The sequence below is a fragment of the Limnobacter sp. genome (genome assembly GCF_046297615.1).
Lineage (GTDB): Bacteria > Pseudomonadota > Gammaproteobacteria > Burkholderiales > Burkholderiaceae_B > Limnobacter.
In genome coordinates this window covers 109,178-132,913 of sequence record NZ_JBKBHM010000007.1, presented here as the reverse complement: position 1 = coordinate 132,913, position 23,736 = coordinate 109,178, and the positions used below count along the sequence as shown (strand labels likewise).

Below are 23,736 nucleotides of genomic sequence, written 5' to 3'. Positions count from 1 at the left end.
CGCGGCCTTCAGACGCATGCGTGTGGGGCAGGGCTACGACGTGCACCGCTTGGTGCCGGGCCGCCCACTTGTTTTGGGCGGGCATCACATTGAATCGCCTGTTGGCCTGTTGGGCCATTCCGACGCTGACGCTTTGTTGCACGCAGTGACAGACGCCATTCTGGGTGCCTGCGCCTTGGGCGACATTGGCCGCCACTTCTCAGACACAGACCCCCAATATGCGGGCGCCGACAGCGCGGTGCTGTTGCAGCAGGCTTTGGCCAAAGCAAAGGCGGCTGGGTTTGAGCTGATCAACGTGGACACTACACTCATTTGCCAAACCCCCAAGCTGGCGCCTCACATGCCCGCCATGCATCAAAGCCTGGCCAAGGCCTGCGGTTTGCCGGTGAGTTCGGTCAACATCAAGGCCAAAACCAATGAAAAGCTGGGCTACTTGGGCCGTGGCGAAGCCATTGAAGCCCAAGCGGCGGTGCTGATGATCAAGGTGGGCGGGGCATGACAGCGTCTGTGGTACTGGCCTTGAGCACCAGTCTTGGTGTGGCGCATGTGTTGGCCTTGAGAATTCAAGGTCAATGGCCCGCTCAATGGGCCCAGGTTCATGGGCTTGGCGCTGCCCTGTGCTTTGAATTTCGCATTGAGGATTATCGGCAACAGTCACTGGAGTTGTTGCCCCGCTTGCAGCAAGCCATGGTTCAAGCCAACCTGACACCCGCTGATATTGCAGTGATCGGTGTGGACACAGGCCCCGGCGGTTTCACCAGTTTGCGCACAGCCTGCGGCGTGGCCCAAGGCCTGTCAGTGGCTTGGGCTAAGCCGGTGGTGCCGGTCTGCAGCCTGCACGCCATGGCAGTGCAGGCCTTGGTAACGGGCCAACATGCTGCACAGGGCGAATGTGTCTCAGCAATCGACGCCCGCCTGAACGAGGTGTATGTGGCACGAATCGATTGGGAGCGTGAAACGCCGTTTCTTTCCCCAGGGTTAATGGCCATCGACCAATGGCCAGCCTACGCCACAACCCGAGCGCAGGTGGTGTGTGATGCCGCGTTGCTTGAGTTGCTGGCTCGGGAAGCCCAGTCAACCACCGCGCAGCCCCAGTCGCTGGTTCAGGCCCATCGTCCAGCCCTTGGCGTGGCTTACCTTGCTTTTCAAGGGCTTTCTACGGGCCAGGTTCATGGCCCAGAGGCCTGTCAACCCATGTATGTGCGCGACAAGGTTGCTCAAACCACGCAGGAACGGATGGCTGAACGGCATGGGCACCTTTAGTATTCGCCCCATGACCGAGGCGGATATCGACGCGGTCATGGTGATTGAGAACAGCATTTACGTGTTTCCCTGGACAGCGCGCAATTTTCAGGATTCGCTGCGTGCGGGTTATGCCCTGCATTGCATGTGCCTGGATGAAGTGTTGGTCGGTTATGTGGTCACCATGAATGTGGTGGATGAAACCCATCTGCTGAACATTTCGATTCGGCAGGACCACCAAGGCAAAGGCCATGGCAAGCATCTGCTGCAATGGAGCCTGACCCAGGCCCGCCTGGCCGGTTCTCAAGGCATGTTGCTGGAGGTTCGCCCCAGCAATGTGAGCGCCCGGGCGTTGTATGATCAACAGGGCTTCAAACTGATTGGGGTTCGCAAAAACTATTACCCAGCCCCGGAGGGCCGCGAGGATGCGCTGGTCATGTTCAAACGTTTCAACTCGGTGCTGACATGAGTCAAACCCCATTGAGCCGAGCTGCCTTGTTTGAGGCCATGAAGTTGGGGCCTGTGTGGGAGTTGCGCAGCAATGCAGCAGCCCCGGCGGCACCTGTCGCCCCTGTAGTTTCAGCCGCACCCGCTGTGCGGCCCGAGGGTTTGGATGGCTTGGCCGAGCAGGTGGCCTCATGCACCGCCTGCGGTCTGTGTTCTACACGCCGGCAAACCGTATTTGCTGACGGTGTGCCGGGTGCGCGGCTGATGGTGGTGGGTGAAGCGCCGGGTGCCGATGAAGACGAGCAAGGGTTTCCCTTTGTGGGTCGTGCCGGCCAGTTGCTGGACAAAATGCTTCACGCTGTCGGCCACAACCGCAGCCAGAACGTGTACATCGGCAACGTGCTGAAATGCCGCCCGCCTGGCAACCGCAACCCCGAGCCCGAAGAAATCAGTGCCTGTTTGCCTTTTTTGCATCAGCAAATTCAGTTGGCTTCGCCTCAAGTGCTGCTGCTGGTCGGCCGTTTTGCCATTCAGTCTTTGCTTCAAACCGATGCAGCCGTTGGGCAATTGCGGGGGAAAATCCACGAAGCACGGGTTGGGGCGTTGAGCATTCCGGCGGTGGTCACTTACCACCCGGCCTACCTGCTCAGAAGGCCTGAGGAAAAGCAAAAGGCCTGGGATGACCTGTTGCTGTTGAAATCAGTGTTGAAATAGGGCGCGCCGGGGTGCTTGACCTTCACAGGTATGAGCCACCCTCAATGACAGGCAGTGTTTCCGTGGTTCACGCCCACGGGTTTGTCTTCGCCAATGCGGGCTTCCACGTCGTACAACGATTGGTTGCGCCGGTGCCAAAGAATCACAACCAACATGGTCACCATCACGAAGCCGCCGAAGGCCAGAATCACCGTGTTGACATGCACATCCAGACTGATCAGCAGGGCATAGACACCCAGCATGGTCAGCACGGAAATGTTTTCATTGAAGTTCTGGATGGCGATTGACCGGCCCGCACTCATCAGCACATGGCCCCGGTGCTGAAGCAAGGCGTTCATCGGTACGACGAAGAACCCGCTCAGGGCGCCAATCACCACAATCAACACCAGTGCCACGGGCAGGTTGTTGACCTGGGTCATCAACATGCAGGCTGCGCCCATGGCAATGCCAATTGGCAGCACTCGCATGGACTTCTTCAAGGGAATGGCTTTGGCGGCAATCACCGCACCGGCTGCCACGCCCACCGCACAGATGCCTTGCAACATCGCGCCTTTGTCCAGCGAAAAGCCCAGCGCAGCTTCGGCCCACTTCAACACAATGAACTGCAAAGTGGCACCCGCCCCCCAAAACAAAGTGGTGACTGCCAGTGAAATTTGCCCCAGTTTGTCCGCCCACAACTTGCGCACGCAACCGTAAAACTTGCGGGTCATGATGATGGGGTGGTTCAACTGTGGTTCGTACCGTGCCCCTGTGTCGGGGATGCGCAGGTTGACCACAGCAGCAATCAGGTAGCCAAAGGTGATCACGAAAATGGCTGCTTCAGCCGGGGTTTTCATGCCCTCGACAATACCGGGAATGTGCAGGGTCATCAGCACCTCGGCCGTGGCAGGGGCAATCAGAAAGCCGCCCAGCACGGTGCCAAGGATGATGGACATCACCGTCAATCCTTCGATCCAACCGTTGGCGGCCACCAACCTGTCGTGGGGCAACAGTTCAGTCAGAATGCCGTACTTGGCCGGTGAATAGGCGGCTGCGCCCAAGCCCACCACAGCGTAAGACACCAAGGGGTGTACGCCGCAGAACATCATGATGCAACCGGCAACCTTGATGGCATTGGTGATGAACATCACCTTACCCTTGGGCAGGGTGTCTGCAAAGCCACCCACGAAGGGCGCCAACAGCACGTAGGAGACCACAAACACCAGCTTGAGCAATGGCGTCATCCAGTCAGGCGACTGAATCTGAAACAGAAGCGCGATGGCTGCGATGAGCAGGGCATTGTCTGCCAGCGACGAAAAAAATTGCGCCGCCATGATGGTGTAAAAGCCTGGTTTCATGCAGAACGGTGAGGGCAGGGCAATTGGTGCAATATCTGGGCCGTGCCGTCTTGTAGCTCATAGAACAGTGTTGAGGCGTTATATCATATTCGGTCGGTAACGCGCATTACAGCGTGGACAATTTAACATCTTCTCACCTCTGACTGCCCCACCATGCCCCGGCCCATACGCGCTGCCATCCAACCCGAAGCACTGGCCCATAACCTCCGTGTCATCGCTGCCCGTTTGCCTGGCCGCACACTGATGCCTGTGGTCAAGGCCAACGCATATGGACACGGTTTGGCCCGGGTAATCGGGGGTTTGCAGGCTGCAGACCAATTGGCCATTCTGGAATTGGATGGCGCGCTTGAATTGCGCAGGCTGGGGTGGACCAAGCCCATCGTGTTGCTGGAAGGCTGTTTCGGTGAGGAAGACATGCAGGCCGCCCGCCACGCTGGGCTGGATTGGGTGATTCATGATCACGCCCAGCTTGAAGCCCTCCGTGTGGCGATGCCAAACTGGCCCAAAGAGGCGCACAAACCCCGGCTTTACCTGAAGTTGAACACAGGCATGAACCGCCTGGGGTTTGACGCCCAAGGCGCCGCTGCAGCCATTGAGCTGTTGGACAAGATCACCACCAGCGCGGGTTGGCCAGCCCCGGTCTTGATGACTCACTTTGCCAATGCAGATTCTCATGACCTGATGCGAGCGCATCCAGGGCCTGAGGGCCAGTTCAATGCCCTCATGGCCCTGAAACCGGCCCATTGGGCCAGCAGCCTGGCCAATTCCGCCGGGGTTTTCAACTGCCCGCAGTGGGCTGGTGATGTGGTTCGGCCTGGCATTGCTGTGTATGGCGCCACGCCCGGCCCCCACAGCGCTGCAGACTATGGCTTGTTGCCCGCCATGGCCCTGACCAGCCAGATTATTGCCGTACAGCAGGTCCCCGCTGGCCAGCGGGTGGGCTACGGCTCGCGTTGGTTGGCCCAGCGTGATTCACGCATTGCCGTCATTGCCTGCGGCTATGCCGATGGCTACCCACGCCACGCCCCGGATGGCACGCCGGTTTGGTTGCAAGGCACCATGGCCCCAGTGGCTGGCCGCGTGTCGATGGACATGATGTCCATCGACATCACGGAGATTCCCTCTGCCGGTGTTGGAACCGAGGTTGAGCTGTGGGGCAATAATTTGTCGGTGGATGTGGTGGCCCACCATTGCGGCACCATTGGTTATGAATTGTTGTGCGCTGTCACGCCCCGCGTGCCTTTTGTGGTGATGTGAGCCATGGCCAAAGCCAAGACCCAATACCAATGCACCGAATGCGGTGCCCAATTCGCCAAGTGGCAGGGCCAATGCAGCGACTGCACCAGCTGGAACACCTTGGTTGAGGTAATGGCCACCGCATCCCCGGCCAAGTCCAACCGCTTCACCGCCTTGGCTGCACAAAACAGCCAACTGGTGACCTTGTCCGCCATTCAGGCCGAAGATCACCCCCGGTTCACCAGCGGCATTTCGGAATTTGACCGGGTGCTGGGTGGTGGTTTGGTACCGGGTATGGTCGTGTTACTGGGTGGTGACCCTGGCATTGGCAAGTCCACACTCTTGCTTCAGGCGATGACCCAACTGGCAGGCCGCGTCAAGGCGCTGTACGTGAGTGGGGAAGAGTCTGCCGGCCAAATCGCCTTGCGGGCGCAGCGCCTGGGTTTGAATGAATCGGAATTGGCCGTGCTGACTGAAATTCAGCTCGACACCATCATTCAGCACGTGGACCAGCACAAGCCGGATGTGTTGGTCATCGATTCCATCCAAACGTTGTACACCGCTGAGTTGAGTGCCGCCCCAGGTTCGGTCAGCCAGGTGCGTGAATGCGCTAGCCAACTCACCCGCTTGGCCAAGTCTCGGGGCATTACCACGGTGCTGGTTGGGCATGTGACCAAGGAAGGCACCCTGGCCGGGCCCCGGGTGCTGGAACACATTGTCGACACTGTGCTGTATTTTGAGGGGGATTCCCAATCGTCCTTCCGTCTTGTTCGGGCGTTCAAAAACCGCTTCGGGGCCGTCAACGAATTGGGCGTGTTCGCCATGACAGACCGCGGTCTGAAAGGCGTCAACAACCCTTCGGCACTGTTCCTGTCCCAACAGGCGGAATGGGTGGCGGGCTCCTGCGTCATGGTCACTCAGGAAGGCGCAAGGCCCTTGTTGGTTGAAATTCAGGCACTGGTGGACACCTCGCATTCGCCAGCGCCCCGGCGCCTGTCCGTGGGCTTGGAGCAAAACCGGCTGGCCATGCTGCTGGCGGTTCTCCACCGGCACGCGGGTTTGCAGTTTTTTGATCAGGATATCTTCATCAACGCGGTGGGTGGGGTACGCATCTCTGAACCCGCTGCCGACCTGGCCATCGTGTTGGCCATGGTGTCCTCCCTGAAAAACAAGCGGCTGCCCCGGGAATTGGCTGTGTTTGGCGAAATTGGCCTGTCCGGAGAGCTTCGCCCGGCGCCACGCGGGCAAGAGCGGTTGCGTGAAGCGGCCAAATTGGGCTTCACCCACGCCATTGTGCCAGCCAGCAACGCACCGAAAACCCCCATTGAAGGGCTCACTGTCATAGGCGTGGAGCGGATCGAGAAGGCATTGGACGCCCTGCGCACCACCTTGGACTGTTTCTGAGCCCTTTTTGACTTGGCGGTCATTTAGCTGGACAATTCGGGCACGTTGTACCACCCAGAAGAGTTATCCATGCGTTCGCCCGCCTTGTGTTCATCCAGTCTCTTGCTGATCCTTGCGGCCAGTCTCCTCTCAGCTTGCTCACGGCCAGCCGTGGACACTACCGAAGTCGTTCGGCCCGTTCGGGTCATGGAAGTGGCTCTGGAGGGCACTGAGTCCACCGAGTCATTTGCGGCGCAGATTGAACCTCGCTTTTCCGCGCAACTGAGCTTCCAGGTCGGCGGCAAGCTGGTGGCGCGACTGGTGGATGTGGGTGACCGCGTCAAAAAAGGGCAAGTGTTGGCCCGAATTGACCCTCAAGACTTGAAGCTGGGTGTGCAAGCCGCGCAAGCCGGGCTGGACACCGCCACCAAGGAGTTCCAGCAGGCCCGTGTGGACTTGGACCGTTTCAAAGCCTTGTTTGAACAAAATTTCATCAGTCAGGCCGAGTTTGACCGGCGAACCCTGGCCTTCGAGGCCGCCCAAAGCCGCTACACACAGGCCAAAGCCCAGTTTTCTGCACAAAGCAACCAGAACCAATACAGCGAATTGCGTGCCCCCAACGACGGGGTGATTGCCCAGGTGTTGCTGGATGCTGGTCAGGTGGTTGCGCCCGGGCAGCCCGTACTGCAATGGGCTCAGGAAAGTGCAATTCAAGCCCGCATCGCTGTGCCCGAACGCAAAGTCTCGGGTTTGAGCATTGGCCAGCAGGCCAAGCTGGTGTTGTGGAGCGGCAAAGAGCCGCTGACTGCCAAAATTCGTGACATTGCCCCATTGGCTGACCCAGTGACTCGCACGTTTGCCGTGCTGCTGGATGTGAATGACCCAGCCCATCAAGTGCGCTTGGGCATGAGTGCCACCGTGCATTTCAACACCGAAGGGCAGGGGCAGGCTTTTAAGTTGCCAATCGCCTCCTTGGTGGCGTCGCACACCGGGGCCTACGTGTGGGTGTTTGATGAACAGGCGGGCACAGTGTCCAAGCGGGTGCTCACCCCCTATGATGTTTCCGACAGCACTTTCTTGGTCAAGGAAGGCCTCAAGCCCGGTGAGTTGGTTGTAACCGCCGGGACTCATGTACTCAATGAGGGCCAAAAGGTTCGCCGCTTTATCGAGACTCAAGACTTGGTCAAGCAGGCGGTCAAGCCATGAAAAAGCTAAATCTGTCGCGGTGGGCGCTGGAGAACCAGCCCCTCATCCGTTTCCTGTTGGCCGTGTTCATTTTTTCCGGTGCAGCTGCGTTTTTCTCGCTGGGGCAGGAAGAAGACCCTCCCTTTGTGTTTCGGGGCATGGTGGTGCGGGCCTATTGGCCAGGTGCAACGGCCATGCAGATGGCCCAGCAGGTGGCTGATCCGATTGAAAAAATCATGCAGGAAGTGCCGCATGCGGACAAAATCAAGTCCTATTCCAAACCGGGCGAGTCCGTCATTTTCCTGTTGCTGAAAGACAGTGCCCCGCCCAAGGAAGTGGCCAATGTTTGGTACACCACCCGAAAACGGGTCAACGATGCGAGAAGCCGTTTGCCCGAAGGGGTCATTGGCCCGTTTTTCAACGATGAGTTCGGTGACACCTTCGGCGTGATGCTGGCGTTCTCCGCAGACGGGTTTCGATATTCCGAGCTGAAAGATTTTGTCACCCAGGTCCGTCAGGACATGCTCAAAGTCCCGGATGTGGCCAAAGTGCAATTGTTCGGTGTGCAGGCTGAAAAAATATTCATTGATGTGTCCCATTACCAGTTGGCCAAACTGGGCATTACTGCACAGCAGGTGCTGAACCAGATCCATGGGCAAAACGCGGTGGCTTCCCAAGGTGTTCTCAGCCTGGAAGAGCAAAAGGTGTGGTCGCGCATTGAAGGGCAATTCACCTCGGTCGACGACATTGCCAACACCCCGATACGGGCTGGCGCAACCACGGTGGCCCTGAAAGACTTCGCCAAGGTCTACCGAGCGTATGAAGACCCACCCCTGTCCAAAATGCGGGTCAATGGCAAGGAAGTGATTGGCCTGGGTATTTCCATGGTCAATGGTGGCGACATCATTGCCTTGGGTAAAAACCTCGAAGAACAAGAAAAGCGAATTCTCAGCCAGTTGCCCGTGGGCATTGAGATGATACGTGTGGCTGACCAGCCCGACTCGGTGAAAACGTCAGTCAATGAGTTTGTGAAAGTGCTGATTGAAGCGATCGTCATCGTTTTGGCGGTCAGTTTTCTCAGCTTGGGTTTGCACACCAAACCCTTGCGCATCGACATACGTCCTGGCCTTGTGGTGGCGTTGACCATTCCATTGGTGCTGGCCATGACGTTTCTGGCCATGTCCTATTTCCACATCAACCTGCACAAAATTTCACTGGGCGCCTTGATCATTGCACTGGGCCTGTTGGTGGACGACGCCATCATTGCTGTGGAAATGATGGTGCGCAAGCTGGAAGAGGGCTATTCAAGGTTCGACGCCGCCACCTTCGCCTACGATTCCACGGCCATCCCGATGCTGACCGGCACACTGATTACCGCCGCGGGGTTTTTGCCGATTGCGCTGGCCAAATCCGCCGCAGGCGAGTACACCTATTCCATCTTCGCGGTCACGGCCATCGCCCTCATTCTCAGCTGGTTCGTGGCGGTCATCTTTGTGCCGTACATTGGTTTTCTGTTGCTTAAAAAGCCGCGCGCCGACGCACAACCCCATGAGGTGTTCGACACCCCGTTCTACACCCGTTTCCGCCATTTGGTGCAATGGTGCGTGGAACACCGCTGGCTGACCATCGCGGTCACCGTGTTGGCCTTCCTGGGCGGTGGTTTTTCGTTCCGTTTCATTGAGCAGCAGTTTTTCCCTGATTCCAACCGCCTTGAGATCATGGTCGACCTGTGGTTGCCTGAAGGCACCGCTTTTGCCGAAACAGAGAAGCAGGCCAAGAAACTGGAAGCCTGGTTGGCCGAACAGCCCGAAGTCAAAAACTACGCTGCCTTTGTGGGCGACGGCGCTCCCCGTTTTTATCTGTCGCTGGACCAGAAATTTGTCCAAAGCAACCTAGCCGAATTCATCGTGGTGCCGCACACCTTCAAGGACCGTGAAGCCCTGCGGGGGCGTTTGAAAGCCCATCTGGAGCAAGAGTTTCCTGACATCCGCCCGAGGGTTACCCTGTTGCCCAACGGGCCACCTGTTACTTACCCGGTGCAGTTCGTGGTGCAGGGGCCCGACCCAGTGGTGGTTCGTGCCGTGGCCGATCAGGTGAAAAAGGCCGTGGCCTCCAGCCAGTACACCCGTGGCACACACGACAACTGGAATGAAAACGTCAAAGTCATGAAGGTGAATGTGGATCAGGCCCGGGCCCGCGCCTTGGGCGTGTCCAGCGAAAGTATTGCGCAGGCGTCGCATGTCATTCTGTCGGGCGCACCGATTGGCCAGTACCGAGAAGGCAACCGCCTGATCGACATCGTGTTTCGCAACCCCCCCAGCGAGCGCGACACCTTGCATGAATTGTTGAATGCCAACTTGCCCACAGCCAGTGGGGCCTATGTCACCTTGTCACAAGTGGGCAAAGTGGATATTTCTTTTGAGCCGGGCGTGATTTGGCGCCAAAACGGCGATTTCGCCATCACCGTCCAAGCGGATGTGGTCAGCGGCATTCAGGGCACCACGGTGGCCTTGGCGATGAACAAGGCCATGGATGAATTGCGCAAGCAACTGCCCTTGGGGGTCAGTGTGAATCTGGATGGTTTGGCCGCTGACTCGGGCAAGGCTCAAAAGTCCATCATGGCCAATGTGCCCTTGATGCTGTTTTTGGTGTTGACCCTGCTGATGCTGCAGCTAAAAAGTTTTGGCCGTACCCTATTGGTGTACCTCACCGGCCCGCTGGGCATTATTGGCGCAGCACTGGCCCTCATCATCACCGGGCGGCCGTTTGGCTTCGTGGCGCAGTTGGGGGTGATTGCCCTGTTCGGCATGATCATCCGCAATTCGGTGATTTTGGTGGACCAAATCGAGCAGGACAAAGCCGCTGGAGTGGACCCTTTTGAAGCCATCATTGGTTCAACCATTCGCCGCTCCAGGCCCATCCTGTTGACTGCGGCGGCGGCTGTGCTGGCCATGATTCCGCTGATGCGTTCACAATTCTGGGGGCCAATGGCTGTGGCCATCATGGGTGGGCTGATTGTGGCCACCTTGTTGACCCTGTTTTTCCTGCCCGCGTTGTACGCGGCGGCCTACAGGGTCAAGAAACCCCGCTGACCCTGCCTGCTTGGGTGCTGCCTGCGACTGATTACCAGCGCAGCACCTGGGTGGTCCATGCCAGGGTGAATTTTTTCAGAGGGCTCAGCACCTTCTGCTCGCTCAGCCAGGTGGCGGTTTTGCCGTGTTTTCGAAACTCTGCCACCCGCATACGAAACAGTGTGCGCAGAGGCCTGCAAAACAGCCTCAGTTCCGCAGGCATGGCTTTCCACGCCCGGTTGGCTGAGCCCATGGTTTGACGCCCCACCTCATTGAACACCTGAAGCGTGCCTTCGTCATGCCGCCGTTGCTTGATTTGCTCGGCCGTCACATTGAATTGGCGCAAAATATCCAGCGGCACGGGCTGAAAGTTCACATCGAGGTATTTGGCGGTTCGCAGCAACTGGCACAGCTGTGTGCTGGCCGTCCAGAAGTCCCTCAGGGCGCTGTAGCCGGCTTGGCTGTGCAGGCCCACACGCTGGGCAATCAGAGGCAACCAAGGTGTGATGGCCGTGCCCAGGTGGTGGCTCCAATCGGCCATGCTGTTGTAGCGGCGGGGTTCGCAACTGCTCACCACTGATTCAATCAACACGGGCCAATTTTCCGGGTCCACGGCACCCACCAGCCTTGGATTCAAAGCTGCAATCACCGGGTGGGGGTTACTGTTGTCCAGCGCGCCAGCCAGTGCATTGCGCCACCAACCCAATTTCACCTGAACCAGGCCCATGTCCATCTGCTTGATTGAGGCCGCCCGCAACTCATGGTTCAGCGTAAACAGCCCCAGCCAAAAGGCTTTGTCGGTTTCAGGCTGAAACAGGGTGGCGTAGTGCAGGGATGACAGGTCGGGGCAGACCTTCTCGCGGCAATAGGCCAGCGGATTCTCTAAAGACAAGGGCAACATGGTGGCTGTACACACGGTATGCGGCGCCAATCGGCCGCCTAAACCCGCATTGTAGGTCATCAGTCGCCAATTTGGGGTGGCCCGAGCGGGCCCCCAGCGTGGGCATTGCGTGTAAAACCCGCTATACTGCCGCCGTGTCGCGGATGTGGCGAAATTGGTAGACGCACCAGATTTAGGTTCTGGCGTGGTGACACGTGAAGGTTCGAGTCCTTTCATCCGCACCAACAGCAGGCTGAACAGCCTGTTTCACCCCATAGGCAAGCCTTGGGGCTGCTTTACAGAGTTTGCCTTGCCAATCAGGCGGCTGCACCGCCCAAGCCCCCCAACCTTGTGTAAGATATAGCCCATCGAAAAACGGGGTGGAACCACGTTCGCCCGTACGTTCGCCACCGTTTCTTTTAACTTGCCCGGCCTTGGGTTCGGGTCAAAAATTCAAGAGTTCCAACATGACTGACACCACCACCACTGCCAGCTCCCTTGAGAAAACCATCTCCCTGAAGCTGTCGGTTGAAAAAATCAATGCGGAAGTCGAAAAGCGCCTGCAAAAAGTTGCCCGCACCGCCCGCATGCCTGGTTTCCGCCCCGGTAAAGTGCCCATGAAAATGGTTGTGCAGAACTACGGCCCCCAGGTGCATTCCGAAGTGCTGAACGATGAAATCGGCCGTACTTTCAACGAAGAAGTGCAAAAACAGGACCTGCGTGTGGCTGGCGCCCCCCGCATTGAGGCCGCTGACGGTGCGGCTGAAGAAGCCCTGGAATTCAAGGCCATCTTCGAAGTGTTTCCCGAAGTGAAATTCGGTGATTTCTCCGCACTGGAAATTGAAAAAACAGTGGTTGAAGTCAGCGACGCTGAAGTGGACAAAACCCTGGATATCCTGCGTAAGCAACGCGCCACCTACGCTGAAGTAGACCGCGCAGCCGCCACAGACGACAAAGTAACCCTTGATTTTGTGGGCAAGATCGACGGCGTGGCCTTTGCTGGCGGCACTGCCGAAGATTTCAGTTTCGTGCTGGGCCGTGGCCAAATGCTGCCCGAGTTCGAAGCTGCAGCCCAAGGCCTGAAGAAGGGCGAGTCCAAAACCTTCCCCTTGAGCTTCCCCGAGGACTACCACGGCAAAGACGTGGCCGGTAAAACCGCTGAGTTCGAAATCACCATCAAGCTGGTGGAAGGGCAGCAGTTGCCCGAGCTGAACGAAGATTTCGCCAAAGCCATGGGCATCGCCGAAGGCACCCTGGACAAGCTGCGCGAAGACGTGCGCGTAAACCTGAGCCGTGAAGTGGGTAACCGCACCAAGGCCCAAACCAAAGACGCCGTGATGAACGCCCTGTTGAAAGTGGCTGAGTTTGATGTGCCCAAGGCCCTGATTCAGTCCGAAACCACCGAGCTGGCCGCCCGTGCCCGCCAGGACCTGAAAGCCCGTGGCATGGCCGATGTGGAAAAAATTCAGTTGCCCGAAGATATTTTCGCTGCTCAAGCTGAGCGTCGCGTCCGTCTGGGCTTGATCGTGTCAGACTTGGTGAAAGTCAACAACCTGCAAGCCAAACCCGAACAGGTTCGTGCATTCATTGAAGAACAGGCTCAAAGTTACGAAAACCCTGCAGAAGTCATGCAGTGGTATTTCCAAGACCGCGCCCGTTTGGCGGATGTCGAAGCCGTGATTCTGGAAGACAATGTGGTTGAGTTCACGTTGTCCAAGTCCAAGGTGGTTGAGAAGAAATTGTCTTTCGATGAATTGATGGGAAATAAATAACGATGAAGTGGGACCCTCGCTCTATGACCGGAAATTTCAATAACTTCAATGCTTTTGAACCCCAGGGCAACTTGTATGTGCCCATGGTGATTGAACAGAGTGGTCGGGGCGAGCGTGCCTATGACATCTATTCCCGTCTGTTGAAAGAACGGGTGATTTTCCTTGTTGGCCCCATCAACGACCAGATGGCCAACATCATCGTGGCTCAAATGTTGTTCCTGGAATCTGAAAACCCCGACAAGGACATCGCCCTGTACATCAACAGCCCGGGCGGTTCCGTGTCGGCTGGCATGGCCATTTATGACACCATGCAGTTCATCAAGCCCGATGTGTCTACCCTGTGTACAGGTCTGGCCGCCAGCATGGGCGCCTTCCTGCTGTCTTCGGGCACCAAAGGCAAGCGTTTCTCCCTGCCCAACAGCCGCATCATGATTCACCAACCACTGGGTGGTGTTCAAGGTCAGGCTTCCGACATCGAGATCCACGCCAAGGAAATTCTGTATTTGCGTGAAAAACTCAACGGCATTCTGGCGGACAACACCGGAAAACCGATCGATCAGATCGCCCGCGACACCGACCGTGACAACTTCATGGGCGCCGATGACGCCAAGGCCTATGGTCTGATTGACGATGTGCTCAAGCACCGCGTACCGCCCACCGAAGGCAACAAGTAATTTCCAGTATCAAGGGGCTCAGTAGTCGCCCCAGGGGAAGACAGGATGTCAGAGAAAAAAGGTTCCAGTGAAAAACTGCTGTACTGTTCCTTTTGCGGCAAAAGCCAGCACGAGGTCAAGAAGCTGATTGCCGGCCCCTCCGTGTTCATCTGTGATGAGTGCATCGAGCTGTGCAACGACATCATTCGTGACGAGGCGGCTGAAGCCACCTCAACAGGTGGTGGTGACAAGCTGCCCACCCCGCGTGAAATTCGCGCCATTCTTGACCAATATGTGATTGGGCAAGACAAAGCCAAGCGGGTCTTGTCCGTGGCGGTGTACAACCACTACAAACGCCTTCGCCATGTCACTGGCAAGAAGGACGATGTCGAGCTGTCCAAATCAAACATCCTGTTGGTGGGCCCCACGGGTTCCGGCAAAACCTTGCTGGCCCAAACGCTGGCCCGTTTGCTGAATGTGCCTTTCGTGATTGCCGACGCCACCACCCTCACCGAAGCGGGTTATGTGGGTGAAGACGTTGAAAACATCATTCAAAAGCTGCTGCAAAATTGCAACTACGAAGTCGACAAAGCCCAGCGTGGCATTGTGTACATCGATGAAATCGACAAGATTTCCCGCAAGTCGGACAACCCCTCCATCACACGCGATGTGTCGGGTGAGGGTGTTCAGCAGGCCTTGCTGAAGTTGATCGAAGGCACCGTGGCGTCCGTTCCTCCGCAGGGCGGCCGCAAGCACCCCAATCAGGACTTCGTGCAAATTGACACCACCAATGTGTTGTTTATCGTGGGTGGTGCGTTTGAAGGCCTGGACAAGGTGATTCGTAACCGGTCCGAGCGTTCTGGCATTGGTTTTGGTGCCGAAGTCAAAAGCAAGAATGACGAGAATGTGGGCACCGTGTTGGCCGACGTCGAGCCTGAAGACCTCATCAAGTTCGGGATTATTCCTGAGTTGGTTGGTCGCTTGCCGGTCATCGCGACCTTGGACGAGCTCGACGAGCCCGCCCTCATCGACATTCTTACCACGCCCAAGAATGCGGTAGTCAAGCAGTTTGAAAAGCTGCTGGAGATGGACGGTGCCGAGTTGGAAATCCGGCCATCAGCGCTCAGCGCCATCGCCAAGAAGGCCATTCAGCGCAAAACCGGCGCGCGCGGCCTGCGAACCATTCTTGAGCAAGCCTTGCTGGGTGTGATGTACGACTTGCCCAACGAACACGACGTGAAGAAAGTGGTGGTGGACGAGTCAACCATCACGGGCGAAGGGCAGCCTCTGCTGATTTATGAAGAGCAGCCCAAAGTGGCCGGAAGCAAAGACAAGTCCTGATGCAGTTTCTTGTCGGTATCCCCCGCTAAATGTACAAAAACAGCCCAACTCGTGAGTTGGGCTTTTTTTTTCAGTGGTATTGTTTGAAACAGGCAATCAATATTTTGCTTGAATAAGCGCGTTTCGACCCCAAGTGCGGGGCATGCATTCAAAAGGTGAACATATGTCAGCATCCAACGTGCTTCCCGAACAACCCGTTGATCTCTCGCTGCTGCCGCTGCGTGACGTGGTTGTCTTTCCCCACATGGTCATTCCCCTGTTTGTTGGCCGTCCAAAGTCCATCAAGGCCTTGGAAATTGCCATGGAAACCGGGAAAAGCATCCTGCTGGTTGCCCAGAAGTCGGCCACCAAGGACGAGCCCAGCGACAAAGACATGTACAGCATTGGTTGTGTGGCCAACGTCCTTCAAATGCTGAAACTGCCCGACGGCACGGTCAAAGTGCTGGTAGAGGGTGTGCAGCGTGCCCGCCTGCTGAAAGTGGTGGATGAAGGTTCTCATTTCTCGGCCACGGCCATGCCTTTGCTGGCCGACCCTTCACAGAGCCCCGAAACCGAGGCCATGAAGCGCGCAGTGATGGCGCAGTTTGACTCTTACGTCAAACTCAACAAAAAAATTCCTCCAGAAATTCTGACTTCCCTGGCCAGCATTGATGACATTGGCCGCCTGGCGGACACCATCGTCAGCCACCTGCCGTTGAAACTGGAACAAAAGCAGTCCATTCTGGAAACCTTCAGCATTGCTCAGCGTCTGGAAGCCCTGTTGGCGCAACTGGAAACCGAGATCGACATTCTCCAGGTGGAGAAGCGCATTCGCGGACGCGTCAAGCGCCAAATGGAAAAAAGCCAGCGCGAGTACTACCTGAATGAGCAGGTCAAGGCCATTCAGAAAGAATTGGGCGAGGGTGAAGACGGCGCTGACATGGAAGAGCTTGAGAAACGCATCAAGCTGGCCAAGATGCCCAAGGAGGCCCTGAAGAAGGCCGAAACCGAGTTGAAGAAGCTGAAGTTGATGTCACCCATGTCGGCGGAAGCCACGGTGATTCGCAACTACATCGACACCTTGGTGAACTTGCCCTGGAAGAAAAAAACCAAGATCAACAACAAGCTGGACAACGCCGAGAAAGTGCTCGACGAAGACCACTACGGCTTGGAAAAAGTCAAAGAACGCATTGTGGAATACCTTGCTGTCCAGCAGCGTGTGGACAAGCTCAAGGCCCCAATCCTCTGCTTGGTGGGCCCTCCCGGTGTGGGTAAAACTTCCCTGGGCCAATCCGTGGCCAAAGCCACCAACCGCAAGTTTGTGCGCATGGCCTTGGGTGGGGTGCGTGATGAAGCTGAAATTCGCGGCCACCGCAAAACCTACATTGGTTCCATGCCGGGCAAAGTGCTGACCAGCATTACCAAGGTCGGTGTGCGTAACCCGCTGTTCCTGCTGGATGAAATCGACAAGATGGGCATGGATTTCCGTGGTGACCCCGCATCGGCCCTGCTCGAGGTGCTGGACCCGGAGCAGAACAGCACTTTCGTGGACCACTATGTGGAAGTGGAGTATGACCTGTCGGATGTGATGTTTGTCGCGACAGCGAACTCGCTGAACATTCCGCATGCCCTGCTGGACCGTATGGAAGTGATTCGTCTGTCGGGTTACACCGAGGATGAAAAGGTCAGCATCACGCAGAAGTATTTGCTGCCCAAGCAAATGAAAAACAATGGCGTCAAGAACGAGGAGTTGACCTTGTCCGAGGCGGCCATCCGCGACATGATTCGCTACTACACCCGCGAGGCTGGTGTGCGCGGGCTGGAGCGTGAAGTGTCCAAGATCTGCCGCAAGGTGGTTCGCCAAATGGTGTTGGGCAAGAACGAGAAGAAGGTTCAGGTCACACCGAAGAACCTGGACAAATTCTTGGGCGTTCGTCGCTTCAGCTACGGTTTGGCCGAGAAAGAAAACCAAATTGGTCAGGTGACTGGTTTGGCCTGGACAGAGGTGGGTGGCGACTTGCTGACCATCGAGACCGTGGCCATGCCGGGCAAGGGTGGCATCATTCGTACCGGTTCGCTGGGCGATGTGATGAAAGAATCGGTGGAGGCTGCACGCACCGTGGTGCGCGCGCGTTCCAAGCGCTTGGGCATCAAGGACGATGTGTTTGAGAAACAGGACATTCACGTGCACGTGCCCGAAGGCGCGACGCCCAAAGATGGCCCTTCTGCAGGCATCGCCATGACCACTGCCTTGGTGTCTACGCTCACAGGCATTCCCGTGAAATCATCGGTTGCTATGACCGGTGAAATCACCTTGCGCGGTGAGGTGCTGGCCATCGGGGGCCTCAAGGAAAAGTTGCTTGCGGCGCACCGTGGCGGCATCAAAACGGTGTTGATCCCCGAGGAAAACGTCAAGGACTTGGCCGAGATTCCGAGCAATGTGAAGAACAGTCTTGAAATCATTCCGGTGAAATGGATTGATCAAGTGTTGCAAAATGCCCTAGAGTCACAGCCAGAGCCACTCTCCGAGGAATCCGCAGTGTTGGCAACCCCAGCGGATGCGAAGCCTTCAGAGGCTGGTCTAAAGCACTGATTTTCCGGTAAAAAAATTGAAGGCCCCGCTTTGCACAAACCGGGGCCTTTTTTCATGGTGCCCGGAAAGCCTTGTCAGGCCTGATTAAAACCGACATACACCCCGCTAAATGAGTTGACACAAGGCTTTCGGGCATGTCTAAATAAGACGCTGAAGCATCGGAGTGCCAAATGGTTTGGCACTTTTTTTCTGTCACCAAGAGGGGGCTACTTACATGAATAAAACTGAACTGATCGACCAAATCGCTGAGTCTGCAGAAATTTCCAAAGCAGCTGCCGGTCGTGCACTGGACGCGCTGATTGCTGCAGTCAAAACCACCCTGAAAAAAGGTGGCACAGTGACTCTGGTTGGCTTCGGTACCTTCGCAGTTGGCAAGCGTGCTGCTCGCAGCGGCCGTAACCCACGCACTGGCGCAACCATCAAGATCAAGGCTGCCAAAGTGCCCAAGTTCCGTCCTGGCAAAGCACTGAAAGACGCAGTGAACTAATTGAAAAAAAGTTCGCAAAGGTGTTGCAAGACGAATTAATCTCTGTATATAATTGCGGTCTTGGCTGATTTGCAAAACGACAGCAAGCAAAAACAAAAAGTGACGTTTGTTTTTGAATAAGTCGGGTGCTTAGCTCAGTTGGTAGAGCGGAACCCTTACAAGGTTTAGGTCGGGAGTTCGAGCCTCTCAGCACCCACCAAATTGCAAATCAAGCACCACTGTTTTAGGAGTGGTAGTTCAGTTGGTTAGAATACCGGCCTGTCACGCCGGGGGTCGCGGGTTCGAGCCCCGTCCACTCCGCCAGCAAAAAAACCCCAGAGTGCGAAAGCCTCTGGGGTTTTTTCATTTCCCCTTCGCCTGTTCTCAGACAGGGCTTCTTCATCGGTTATCATGTGGCGTCCAAATTGATTCAAGCGCTTCGCCACCACCATGTTTGATTTCGTACGCAACAACCAGAAGTTGATGATGTTCATTCTGTTGCTGTTCATCACCCCGGCCTTCGTGCTGTTCGGTGTGGATGGCTTCACCTCGGTCAACGCCAACTCCAAGGCGTATGCCAAGGTGGGCGATCATCTGATCACTCCTGAAGAGTTCGATCAGATCAAACGTCAACGCATTGAGGAAGCCCGTGCGCAGTCTGGCCCCAACTTCGATCCGAAGTTGTTTGATTCGCCTGACATCAACCGACAGTTGCTGGATTCACTGGTGACGCAGTACTTGTTCCAGAAGTCCATGGAGAAGCAATACCTGACCGCTAGCGATCAGGCCCTGCAAGAAGAAATCATCAACACGCCGCTGTTTCAGAAGGACGGCAAGTTCGATGAAGAGTTGTATGTGTCTCAACTGGCCGCCCGTGGCCTGACGCCGCTGGCCCATCAGGCCAATATGCGTTTCAACCTGGCGCGCAATCAGGTGTTGGACCCTCTGCTGCGTGCGAATTTTTTCCCGGCAAGCTTGGTGAAGTCGTTGGACGATGTGCAACTTAGCGGCCGCGTGGTGCAGGTGAAAACGCTGGACTTGGGCCCTTACTTGGCCAAGGTGAGTTTGAGCAACGAACAGATTGAGTCGTTCTACAAAGAGAACCAAGCCCGTTTCACCAACCCACAGAAAGCGGACGTGGAATTTGTGACTTTGTCCGCGGAGGACATCAAGTCGCGCATCAGCGTGAGCGATGCCGATGTGGCCCAGTATTACGAGCAGAATAAGGCCCGTTTTTCATCCCCTGAGGAGCGCAAAGCCCGGCACATTCTGCTGCCAGCCGAGAAAGCCGGCAACACGGCGGATGAGCTGAAGGCCCAGGCCGACAAAGTGTTGGCTGAAGTCAAGGCCAGCCCCGCCAAGTTTGCTGAACTGGCCAAGAAGTATTCCGTCGACACGGGTTCGGCCCCACAGGGCGGTGACCTGGGTTTCTTTAGCAAAGGGGCCATGGTGCCTGCCTTTGACCAGGCTGTGTTTGCCATGAAAAAGGGTGATATCAGCGGTTTGGTGAAAAGTGAGTTTGGCTACCACATCATTGAACTGGTGGACACACGCGGTGGCGCAGTGAAGTCATTGGACAGTGTGAAGGCTCAAATTGCTGATGAGATCAAAACTCAAAAGGCCACTGCGCAAGTGGCCGATGCACAGGGGCGCTTCTCGGAGTTGGTTTATGAAGGTGGTCAAAGCTTCGACAACGTGGTCAAGGCCTTGGGCGTCAAAACCGTTGCCTTTTCCGGGCTGACTCAGGTGGCTTCCGGCAACGCACCCGCTGTGTTGAAAGATGCCAAGTTGTTGGCTGAAATTTTCTCGGAAGACTCCATTAAAAACCGCAATAACACCAAAGCAGTTCAGGTGGGTGATGTGTTGGTCTCTGCTCGAATCACGCGCTATGACGCAGCCACACCCAAGCCTTTGGCTGAGGTGCGTGGGCAGATCGAGGCCCGCCTGAAGCAGGATGAGGCCCAGAAGCTGGCGCTGGCCGATGCGCAGGCCACGGTGGCCCGGTTGAATGAGGCCAAACCCGCAGCAGGTGCTGCTGAGTTGGCTGGCTTTGGTGCTGCAAAAACCATTTCGGCCTTGGGTTCAGAGGGGCTTCTGGCCCCTGTGGCCCAGGCAGCGCTGAACACGGCAGTGTCTGAATTGCCTAAGGCCACCTTGGTGAATGTGGGTGCTGCCGGTGTGGCCGTGGCGTATGTGGTGTCCGGCGCGCCATCGTCTGAGATTCGGGCCAAAGCCGACCCCAAGGTAGTGGGCTATTATGAAAGCCTGACCAGCCAAGCCTATCAGGAAGCCTTGGTGCTGGCTTCCCGTGACGCACTCAAGAAGCGCGTTGACGTGGAAGTTCGCAAACAGTTTTAACACCATCAACTGGGCACGGGTTGATATTCATCAACCCGTTTCAATTCCTTTTCGGTGTTCTTGAGTATTAGCGAATCGCTGTTGACACCGTTGGCCACACCGCATCCAGCATTTTGGGTTGGGCTCCGGCATTCGGGTGGATGCTGTCCGCTTGAAATGCGCTGGCATCTGTGGCGAAACTCTCCAGAAAAAACGGCACAAAGGGCAGGCGCTGCTGCTTGGCCACATCGCTGAATGCCTGCGCGAAGCGTCGGCTGTAGGCTGGCCCGTAGTTGGCGGGAATTTGCATGCCCAGCAACACGGTGTTGCTGCCTGCGGCGCGTGCCAGGTTCACCATCTGGTTGAGGTTGTCTTGCATGGTTTGCACAGGCAGGCCCCGCAAGCCATCGTTGGCCCCAAGTTCGAGGATCATCAAGCTGGGTTTGTGTTGCTTGAGCAGGGCCGGCAAGCGGGTTTTTCCGCCCGCTGTGGTTTCCCCTGAAATTGAGGCGTTAGTCAGTTGGCACTGCGGGAACTTTTCTTTCAGCCTCCGATCCATCAAAGCAACCCAGCCTTGTTCAACAGGCAGTCCGTAGGCGGCTGACAGGCTGTCCCCCATCACCAGAATGTGGCAGTGGCCGGTTTTGGCATTCACGCCAACAGGTACACTGGCTACGCACAACGCGGCCAAGGTGGTTCGTGTCCATTTCAACAGAGCATGGCCTGACATGACGACTGACATCCTTCAAGTAGACGGTTTGAATCAAGTGGTGCGCGACGGCGACGCACAGTTGCCCATATTGTCCGACATTTCCTTCCGGATACGGCAGGGGGAGGCTGTGGCCATCACTGGGGCGTCAGGCTCGGGCAAATCCACCCTGCTGGGCATGCTTGCCGGGTTGGACCTGCCCAGTGCCGGCGCAGTTCATTTCATGGGCGAAAACCTGTGCGCCAGCAGCGAGGAGCAAAGGGCCGTGCTGCGCGCCAGGCATGTGGGTTTTGTGTTTCAGTCTTTTCAACTGCTGCCGCATCTGACTGCCCTTGAGAATGTGCTCATGGCCACCCAGTTGGTGAACATGCCCGATGCCAAGCGGGTGTGCGCGGCGATGCTGGAACGTGTGGGTTTGGGCGCGCGCTTGAACCACACGCCCAAAACCCTGTCGGGTGGTGAGCAGCAACGTGTCGCCGTTGCCCGTGCGTTTGTGCGGAACCCCTCGATTGTGTTTGCCGACGAACCCACGGGCAGCCTGGACTTTGCAACGGGCCAGCGCATCATCGACTTGATGTTCCAATTGCAACGTGAGCAGGGCACAACGCTGGTGCTGGTCACTCACGATTCCGCCTTGGCTGCCCGTTGCGACCGCACTTTGCACTTGTCAGCGGGTGTGCTGGCGGAGCAGGGCGTTTAACTGGGCCTGCATACGCTGGCTGATTTGGCTGGCGTGGCTGACCACCAGCGGCTCCATGCCTTCGAAGGGTTGGACGCTCAGGCCATGGAGCCACACGGCGCATTGGGCCGCCTCGTGGCTGTCCAGCCCCTGGGCGAGGAAGGAGGCCACCGCACCGGTGAGCACATCGCCACTGCCCCCTGTGGCCAAGGCCGGGCCGCCAGTCAGGTTGATGCTGACATCCTCACCCGAAGCCACCAAGGTGGCTGGCCCTTTCAATATCACGGTGGCTTGGAAACGCTTCGACAGTGCTTTGGTGGCTGCGTATCGGTTGGCTTGAATGTCTTGCACTGAACAAGCCAGAAGCCTTGCGGCCTCCAGTGGATGTGGGGTAAGGGTGGTGGAGGCATGGGCCCTGCTGCTTTGAAAGTGCAGCAGCGCTTGCTCAAGGCCTGTGTCTTTGGCCAGCAGGTTCAGGGCATCGGCATCCAGCACGAGGTGCTGGCCTGAATTGCGTGCGGCCTGAGTGTCCAACACTTGGTGCAGCAGTGCTTCAGAGGCGGCGCTGGTGCCCAAACCGGGCCCTACGGCCAGTACCTGTGCAAACGCCAGGTTGTCGTCGAGGGTTTTGTTCATCAGTTCGGGCCACAAAGGGTCCAGAAAACAGGATTGGCCCGGCACCTCAATGTCGGGCATCAGGGCCCACGGCCCGCTGCGCTGGGTGTGTTCGGCCAACAGGGTCATGGCCACTCGGCCCGCACCCATCGCCAGGGCTGCGCGTGCAGTCAGCAGCGCGGCGCCCACCATGCCGGTTTGGCCACCCACCACAGCCACGCTGCCATAGCTGCCTTTGTGATGGCGGTGCTGGCGGCGAGGCAATTGTCGGCGCATGTGGTGGTCGCTGTGTGCCCACAGGGCAGGGGCTGTATGGGCTTGCCCCAACAAGTCGTCGCAGTTCAGGCTGTCGATTTCAATGTCGCCACACAAATCTTTGCCGCTTTCGTCCAGCAGGCCGGTTTTACAGGCGATGTAGCTCAGCGTGAGGTCCGCCTGCATGGCCACACCCGGTGCTTGACCCGTGCTGCAGTTCAGGCCGCTGGGGCAGTCCAGGGCAACCACCCGCGTTCGCCCGGGCTGATGGTGCCCTTGCTGCATGTTGATCTGGGTGTTGACAGATTCGATGATGCGGGCGATAAGACCTTCGGGGGCGCGGGTGCAGCCTATCCCCAACAAGCCGTCGATCACCACGGTGTCTCTGGTCAGCGGAAGGCCTTCCTCTGGCCACTCGGTGGGTTCAAGCAGGCTGATGCACAGGCGTTCAGCCGCTTGCCGGTCGGCGCTGGGTTCGCTGTGGCCAGGGCAATTCACCCATTGGACATGCATGCCCAAGACCGCCAGTTGGTGGGCGACGATGCAGGCATCCCCACCATTGTTGCCAGGCCCGGCCAACACCAAAAAGTGCGCGATAGTGAGGCGTTGGGCGTGGACCCAGTCCAGAATTCGCTGGGCTGAGCGCAGGCCCGCTGCCTGCATCAACAGAAATGAGTCCACCTGTTTGAAGGCCGATTCCTCGACGCGCCGTATGGCCACCACATCCAACACGGGCAGGGTTTGGTCGCCGGGCTTCACCCAGTGGGCTTCACGGAGGGTGTCGGGCAAATCGGCCAGAGTTCGGTGGGCTTGAATGTTGCTCATTGGGTGTGTGTTTCAGT

Annotated in this window: 19 protein-coding genes and 3 tRNA genes; 18 read left to right on the top strand and 4 right to left on the bottom strand. The window is 57.2% G+C overall.

Features of this window, described 5'->3' with window-relative positions:
* Positions 1–16: 16 nt before the first annotated feature.
* From ispF to ACK4FF_RS13890, 4 genes are read left to right on the top strand one after another with little or no spacing between them, the layout of a single operon-like run.
* Positions 17–499, top strand: a complete 483-nt coding sequence (gene ispF, locus ACK4FF_RS13905) for a 2-C-methyl-D-erythritol 2,4-cyclodiphosphate synthase (RefSeq protein ID WP_409710831.1) — start codon at positions 17–19, stop codon at positions 497–499.
* Positions 496–1,263, top strand: coding sequence for a tRNA (adenosine(37)-N6)-threonylcarbamoyltransferase complex dimerization subunit type 1 TsaB (gene tsaB, locus ACK4FF_RS13900; protein ID WP_409710529.1), 768 nt, complete (start codon positions 496–498; stop codon positions 1,261–1,263). Before ispF ends, tsaB begins: the two co-directional genes overlap by 4 nt.
* Entirely contained in the window at positions 1,250–1,711 is a 462-nt protein-coding gene (gene rimI / locus ACK4FF_RS13895; protein WP_409710526.1) for a ribosomal protein S18-alanine N-acetyltransferase, read from the top strand. Before tsaB ends, rimI begins: the two co-directional genes overlap by 14 nt.
* Positions 1,708–2,403, top strand: a complete 696-nt coding sequence (locus ACK4FF_RS13890) for a uracil-DNA glycosylase family protein (protein WP_409710523.1) — start codon at positions 1,708–1,710, stop codon at positions 2,401–2,403. Before rimI ends, ACK4FF_RS13890 begins: the two co-directional genes overlap by 4 nt.
* A 41-nt stretch (positions 2,404–2,444) precedes the next feature.
* On the opposite strand, the gene lplT is transcribed toward ACK4FF_RS13890, so the two are convergent.
* The gene (lplT, locus tag ACK4FF_RS13885; protein WP_409710521.1) at positions 2,445–3,740 is read right to left on the bottom strand and encodes a lysophospholipid transporter LplT; all 1,296 of its coding nucleotides are present in this window, start codon (positions 3,738–3,740) and stop codon (positions 2,445–2,447) included.
* 153 nt (positions 3,741–3,893) lie between these two features.
* Here lplT and alr point away from each other — a divergent pair, with 153 nt between their 5' ends.
* The 4 genes from alr (at position 3,894) to ACK4FF_RS13865 (ending at position 10,636) form a co-directional block, all read left to right on the top strand.
* Positions 3,894–4,997, top strand: a complete 1,104-nt coding sequence (alr, locus tag ACK4FF_RS13880; protein ID WP_409710518.1) for an alanine racemase — start codon at positions 3,894–3,896, stop codon at positions 4,995–4,997.
* A 3-nt stretch (positions 4,998–5,000) separates the two neighbouring features.
* Positions 5,001–6,380 carry a DNA repair protein RadA gene (radA, locus tag ACK4FF_RS13875; protein ID WP_409710515.1) on the top strand — a complete coding sequence of 460 codons (1,380 nt, stop codon included), beginning with the start codon at positions 5,001–5,003 and terminating at the stop codon, positions 6,378–6,380.
* A 150-nt stretch (positions 6,381–6,530) separates the two neighbouring features.
* Positions 6,531–7,565 carry an efflux RND transporter periplasmic adaptor subunit gene (locus tag ACK4FF_RS13870; protein WP_409710512.1) on the top strand — a complete coding sequence of 345 codons (1,035 nt, stop codon included), beginning with the start codon at positions 6,531–6,533 and terminating at the stop codon, positions 7,563–7,565.
* The gene (locus tag ACK4FF_RS13865) at positions 7,562–10,636 is read left to right on the top strand and encodes an efflux RND transporter permease subunit (RefSeq protein WP_409710509.1); all 3,075 of its coding nucleotides are present in this window, start codon (positions 7,562–7,564) and stop codon (positions 10,634–10,636) included. Before ACK4FF_RS13870 ends, ACK4FF_RS13865 begins: the two co-directional genes overlap by 4 nt.
* Positions 10,637–10,667: 31 nt before the next feature.
* On the opposite strand, the gene ACK4FF_RS13860 is transcribed toward ACK4FF_RS13865, so the two are convergent.
* Positions 10,668–11,576 (bottom strand): squalene/phytoene synthase family protein, encoded by a 909-nt coding sequence (locus ACK4FF_RS13860; RefSeq protein ID WP_409710506.1) that lies wholly within the window; start codon positions 11,574–11,576, stop codon positions 10,668–10,670.
* Positions 11,577–11,655: 79 nt separating this feature from the next.
* Between ACK4FF_RS13860 and ACK4FF_RS13855 the strand changes: the two genes are divergently transcribed.
* From ACK4FF_RS13855 to ACK4FF_RS13815, 9 genes are all read left to right on the top strand, one after another.
* Positions 11,656–11,740 (top strand) — tRNA-Leu (locus ACK4FF_RS13855).
* Positions 11,741–11,962: 222 nt separating this feature from the next.
* Positions 11,963–13,267 carry a trigger factor gene (gene tig / locus ACK4FF_RS13850; RefSeq protein ID WP_409710503.1) on the top strand — a complete coding sequence of 435 codons (1,305 nt, stop codon included), beginning with the start codon at positions 11,963–11,965 and terminating at the stop codon, positions 13,265–13,267.
* Between the two features lie 23 nt (positions 13,268–13,290).
* Positions 13,291–13,941, top strand: coding sequence for an ATP-dependent Clp endopeptidase proteolytic subunit ClpP (clpP, locus tag ACK4FF_RS13845; protein ID WP_409710500.1), 651 nt, complete (start codon positions 13,291–13,293; stop codon positions 13,939–13,941).
* Positions 13,942–13,986: 45 nt separating this feature from the next.
* Positions 13,987–15,261, top strand: coding sequence for an ATP-dependent Clp protease ATP-binding subunit ClpX (gene clpX / locus ACK4FF_RS13840; protein WP_409710497.1), 1,275 nt, complete (start codon positions 13,987–13,989; stop codon positions 15,259–15,261).
* Between the two features lie 163 nt (positions 15,262–15,424).
* Positions 15,425–17,833, top strand: coding sequence for an endopeptidase La (gene lon, locus ACK4FF_RS13835; RefSeq protein WP_409710494.1), 2,409 nt, complete (start codon positions 15,425–15,427; stop codon positions 17,831–17,833).
* Positions 17,834–18,047: 214 nt separating this feature from the next.
* The gene (locus tag ACK4FF_RS13830; protein WP_409710491.1) at positions 18,048–18,320 is read left to right on the top strand and encodes an HU family DNA-binding protein; all 273 of its coding nucleotides are present in this window, start codon (positions 18,048–18,050) and stop codon (positions 18,318–18,320) included.
* Between the two features lie 123 nt (positions 18,321–18,443).
* A tRNA-Val gene (locus ACK4FF_RS13825) sits at positions 18,444–18,519 on the top strand.
* A gap of 27 nt (positions 18,520–18,546) precedes the next feature.
* Positions 18,547–18,623: transfer RNA gene (locus ACK4FF_RS13820), tRNA-Asp, on the top strand.
* A gap of 126 nt (positions 18,624–18,749) precedes the next feature.
* Positions 18,750–20,657, top strand: a complete 1,908-nt coding sequence (locus ACK4FF_RS13815; protein WP_409710487.1) for a SurA N-terminal domain-containing protein — start codon at positions 18,750–18,752, stop codon at positions 20,655–20,657.
* A 67-nt stretch (positions 20,658–20,724) separates the two neighbouring features.
* On the opposite strand, the gene ACK4FF_RS13810 is transcribed toward ACK4FF_RS13815, so the two are convergent.
* Complete coding sequence (locus tag ACK4FF_RS13810) at positions 20,725–21,366, bottom strand: arylesterase (RefSeq protein ID WP_409710484.1); 642 nt, start codon at positions 21,364–21,366, stop codon at positions 20,725–20,727.
* Between ACK4FF_RS13810 and ACK4FF_RS13805 the strand changes: the two genes are divergently transcribed.
* Positions 21,365–22,045 carry an ABC transporter ATP-binding protein gene (locus ACK4FF_RS13805; protein WP_409710481.1) on the top strand — a complete coding sequence of 227 codons (681 nt, stop codon included), beginning with the start codon at positions 21,365–21,367 and terminating at the stop codon, positions 22,043–22,045. The two genes, ACK4FF_RS13810 and ACK4FF_RS13805, sit on opposite strands and share 2 nt — an antisense overlap.
* On the opposite strand, the gene ACK4FF_RS13800 is transcribed toward ACK4FF_RS13805, so the two are convergent.
* Positions 22,013–23,719 carry an NAD(P)H-hydrate dehydratase gene (locus tag ACK4FF_RS13800; RefSeq protein WP_409710478.1) on the bottom strand — a complete coding sequence of 569 codons (1,707 nt, stop codon included), beginning with the start codon at positions 23,717–23,719 and terminating at the stop codon, positions 22,013–22,015. The two genes, ACK4FF_RS13805 and ACK4FF_RS13800, sit on opposite strands and share 33 nt — an antisense overlap.
* Positions 23,720–23,736 lie beyond the last annotated feature (17 nt).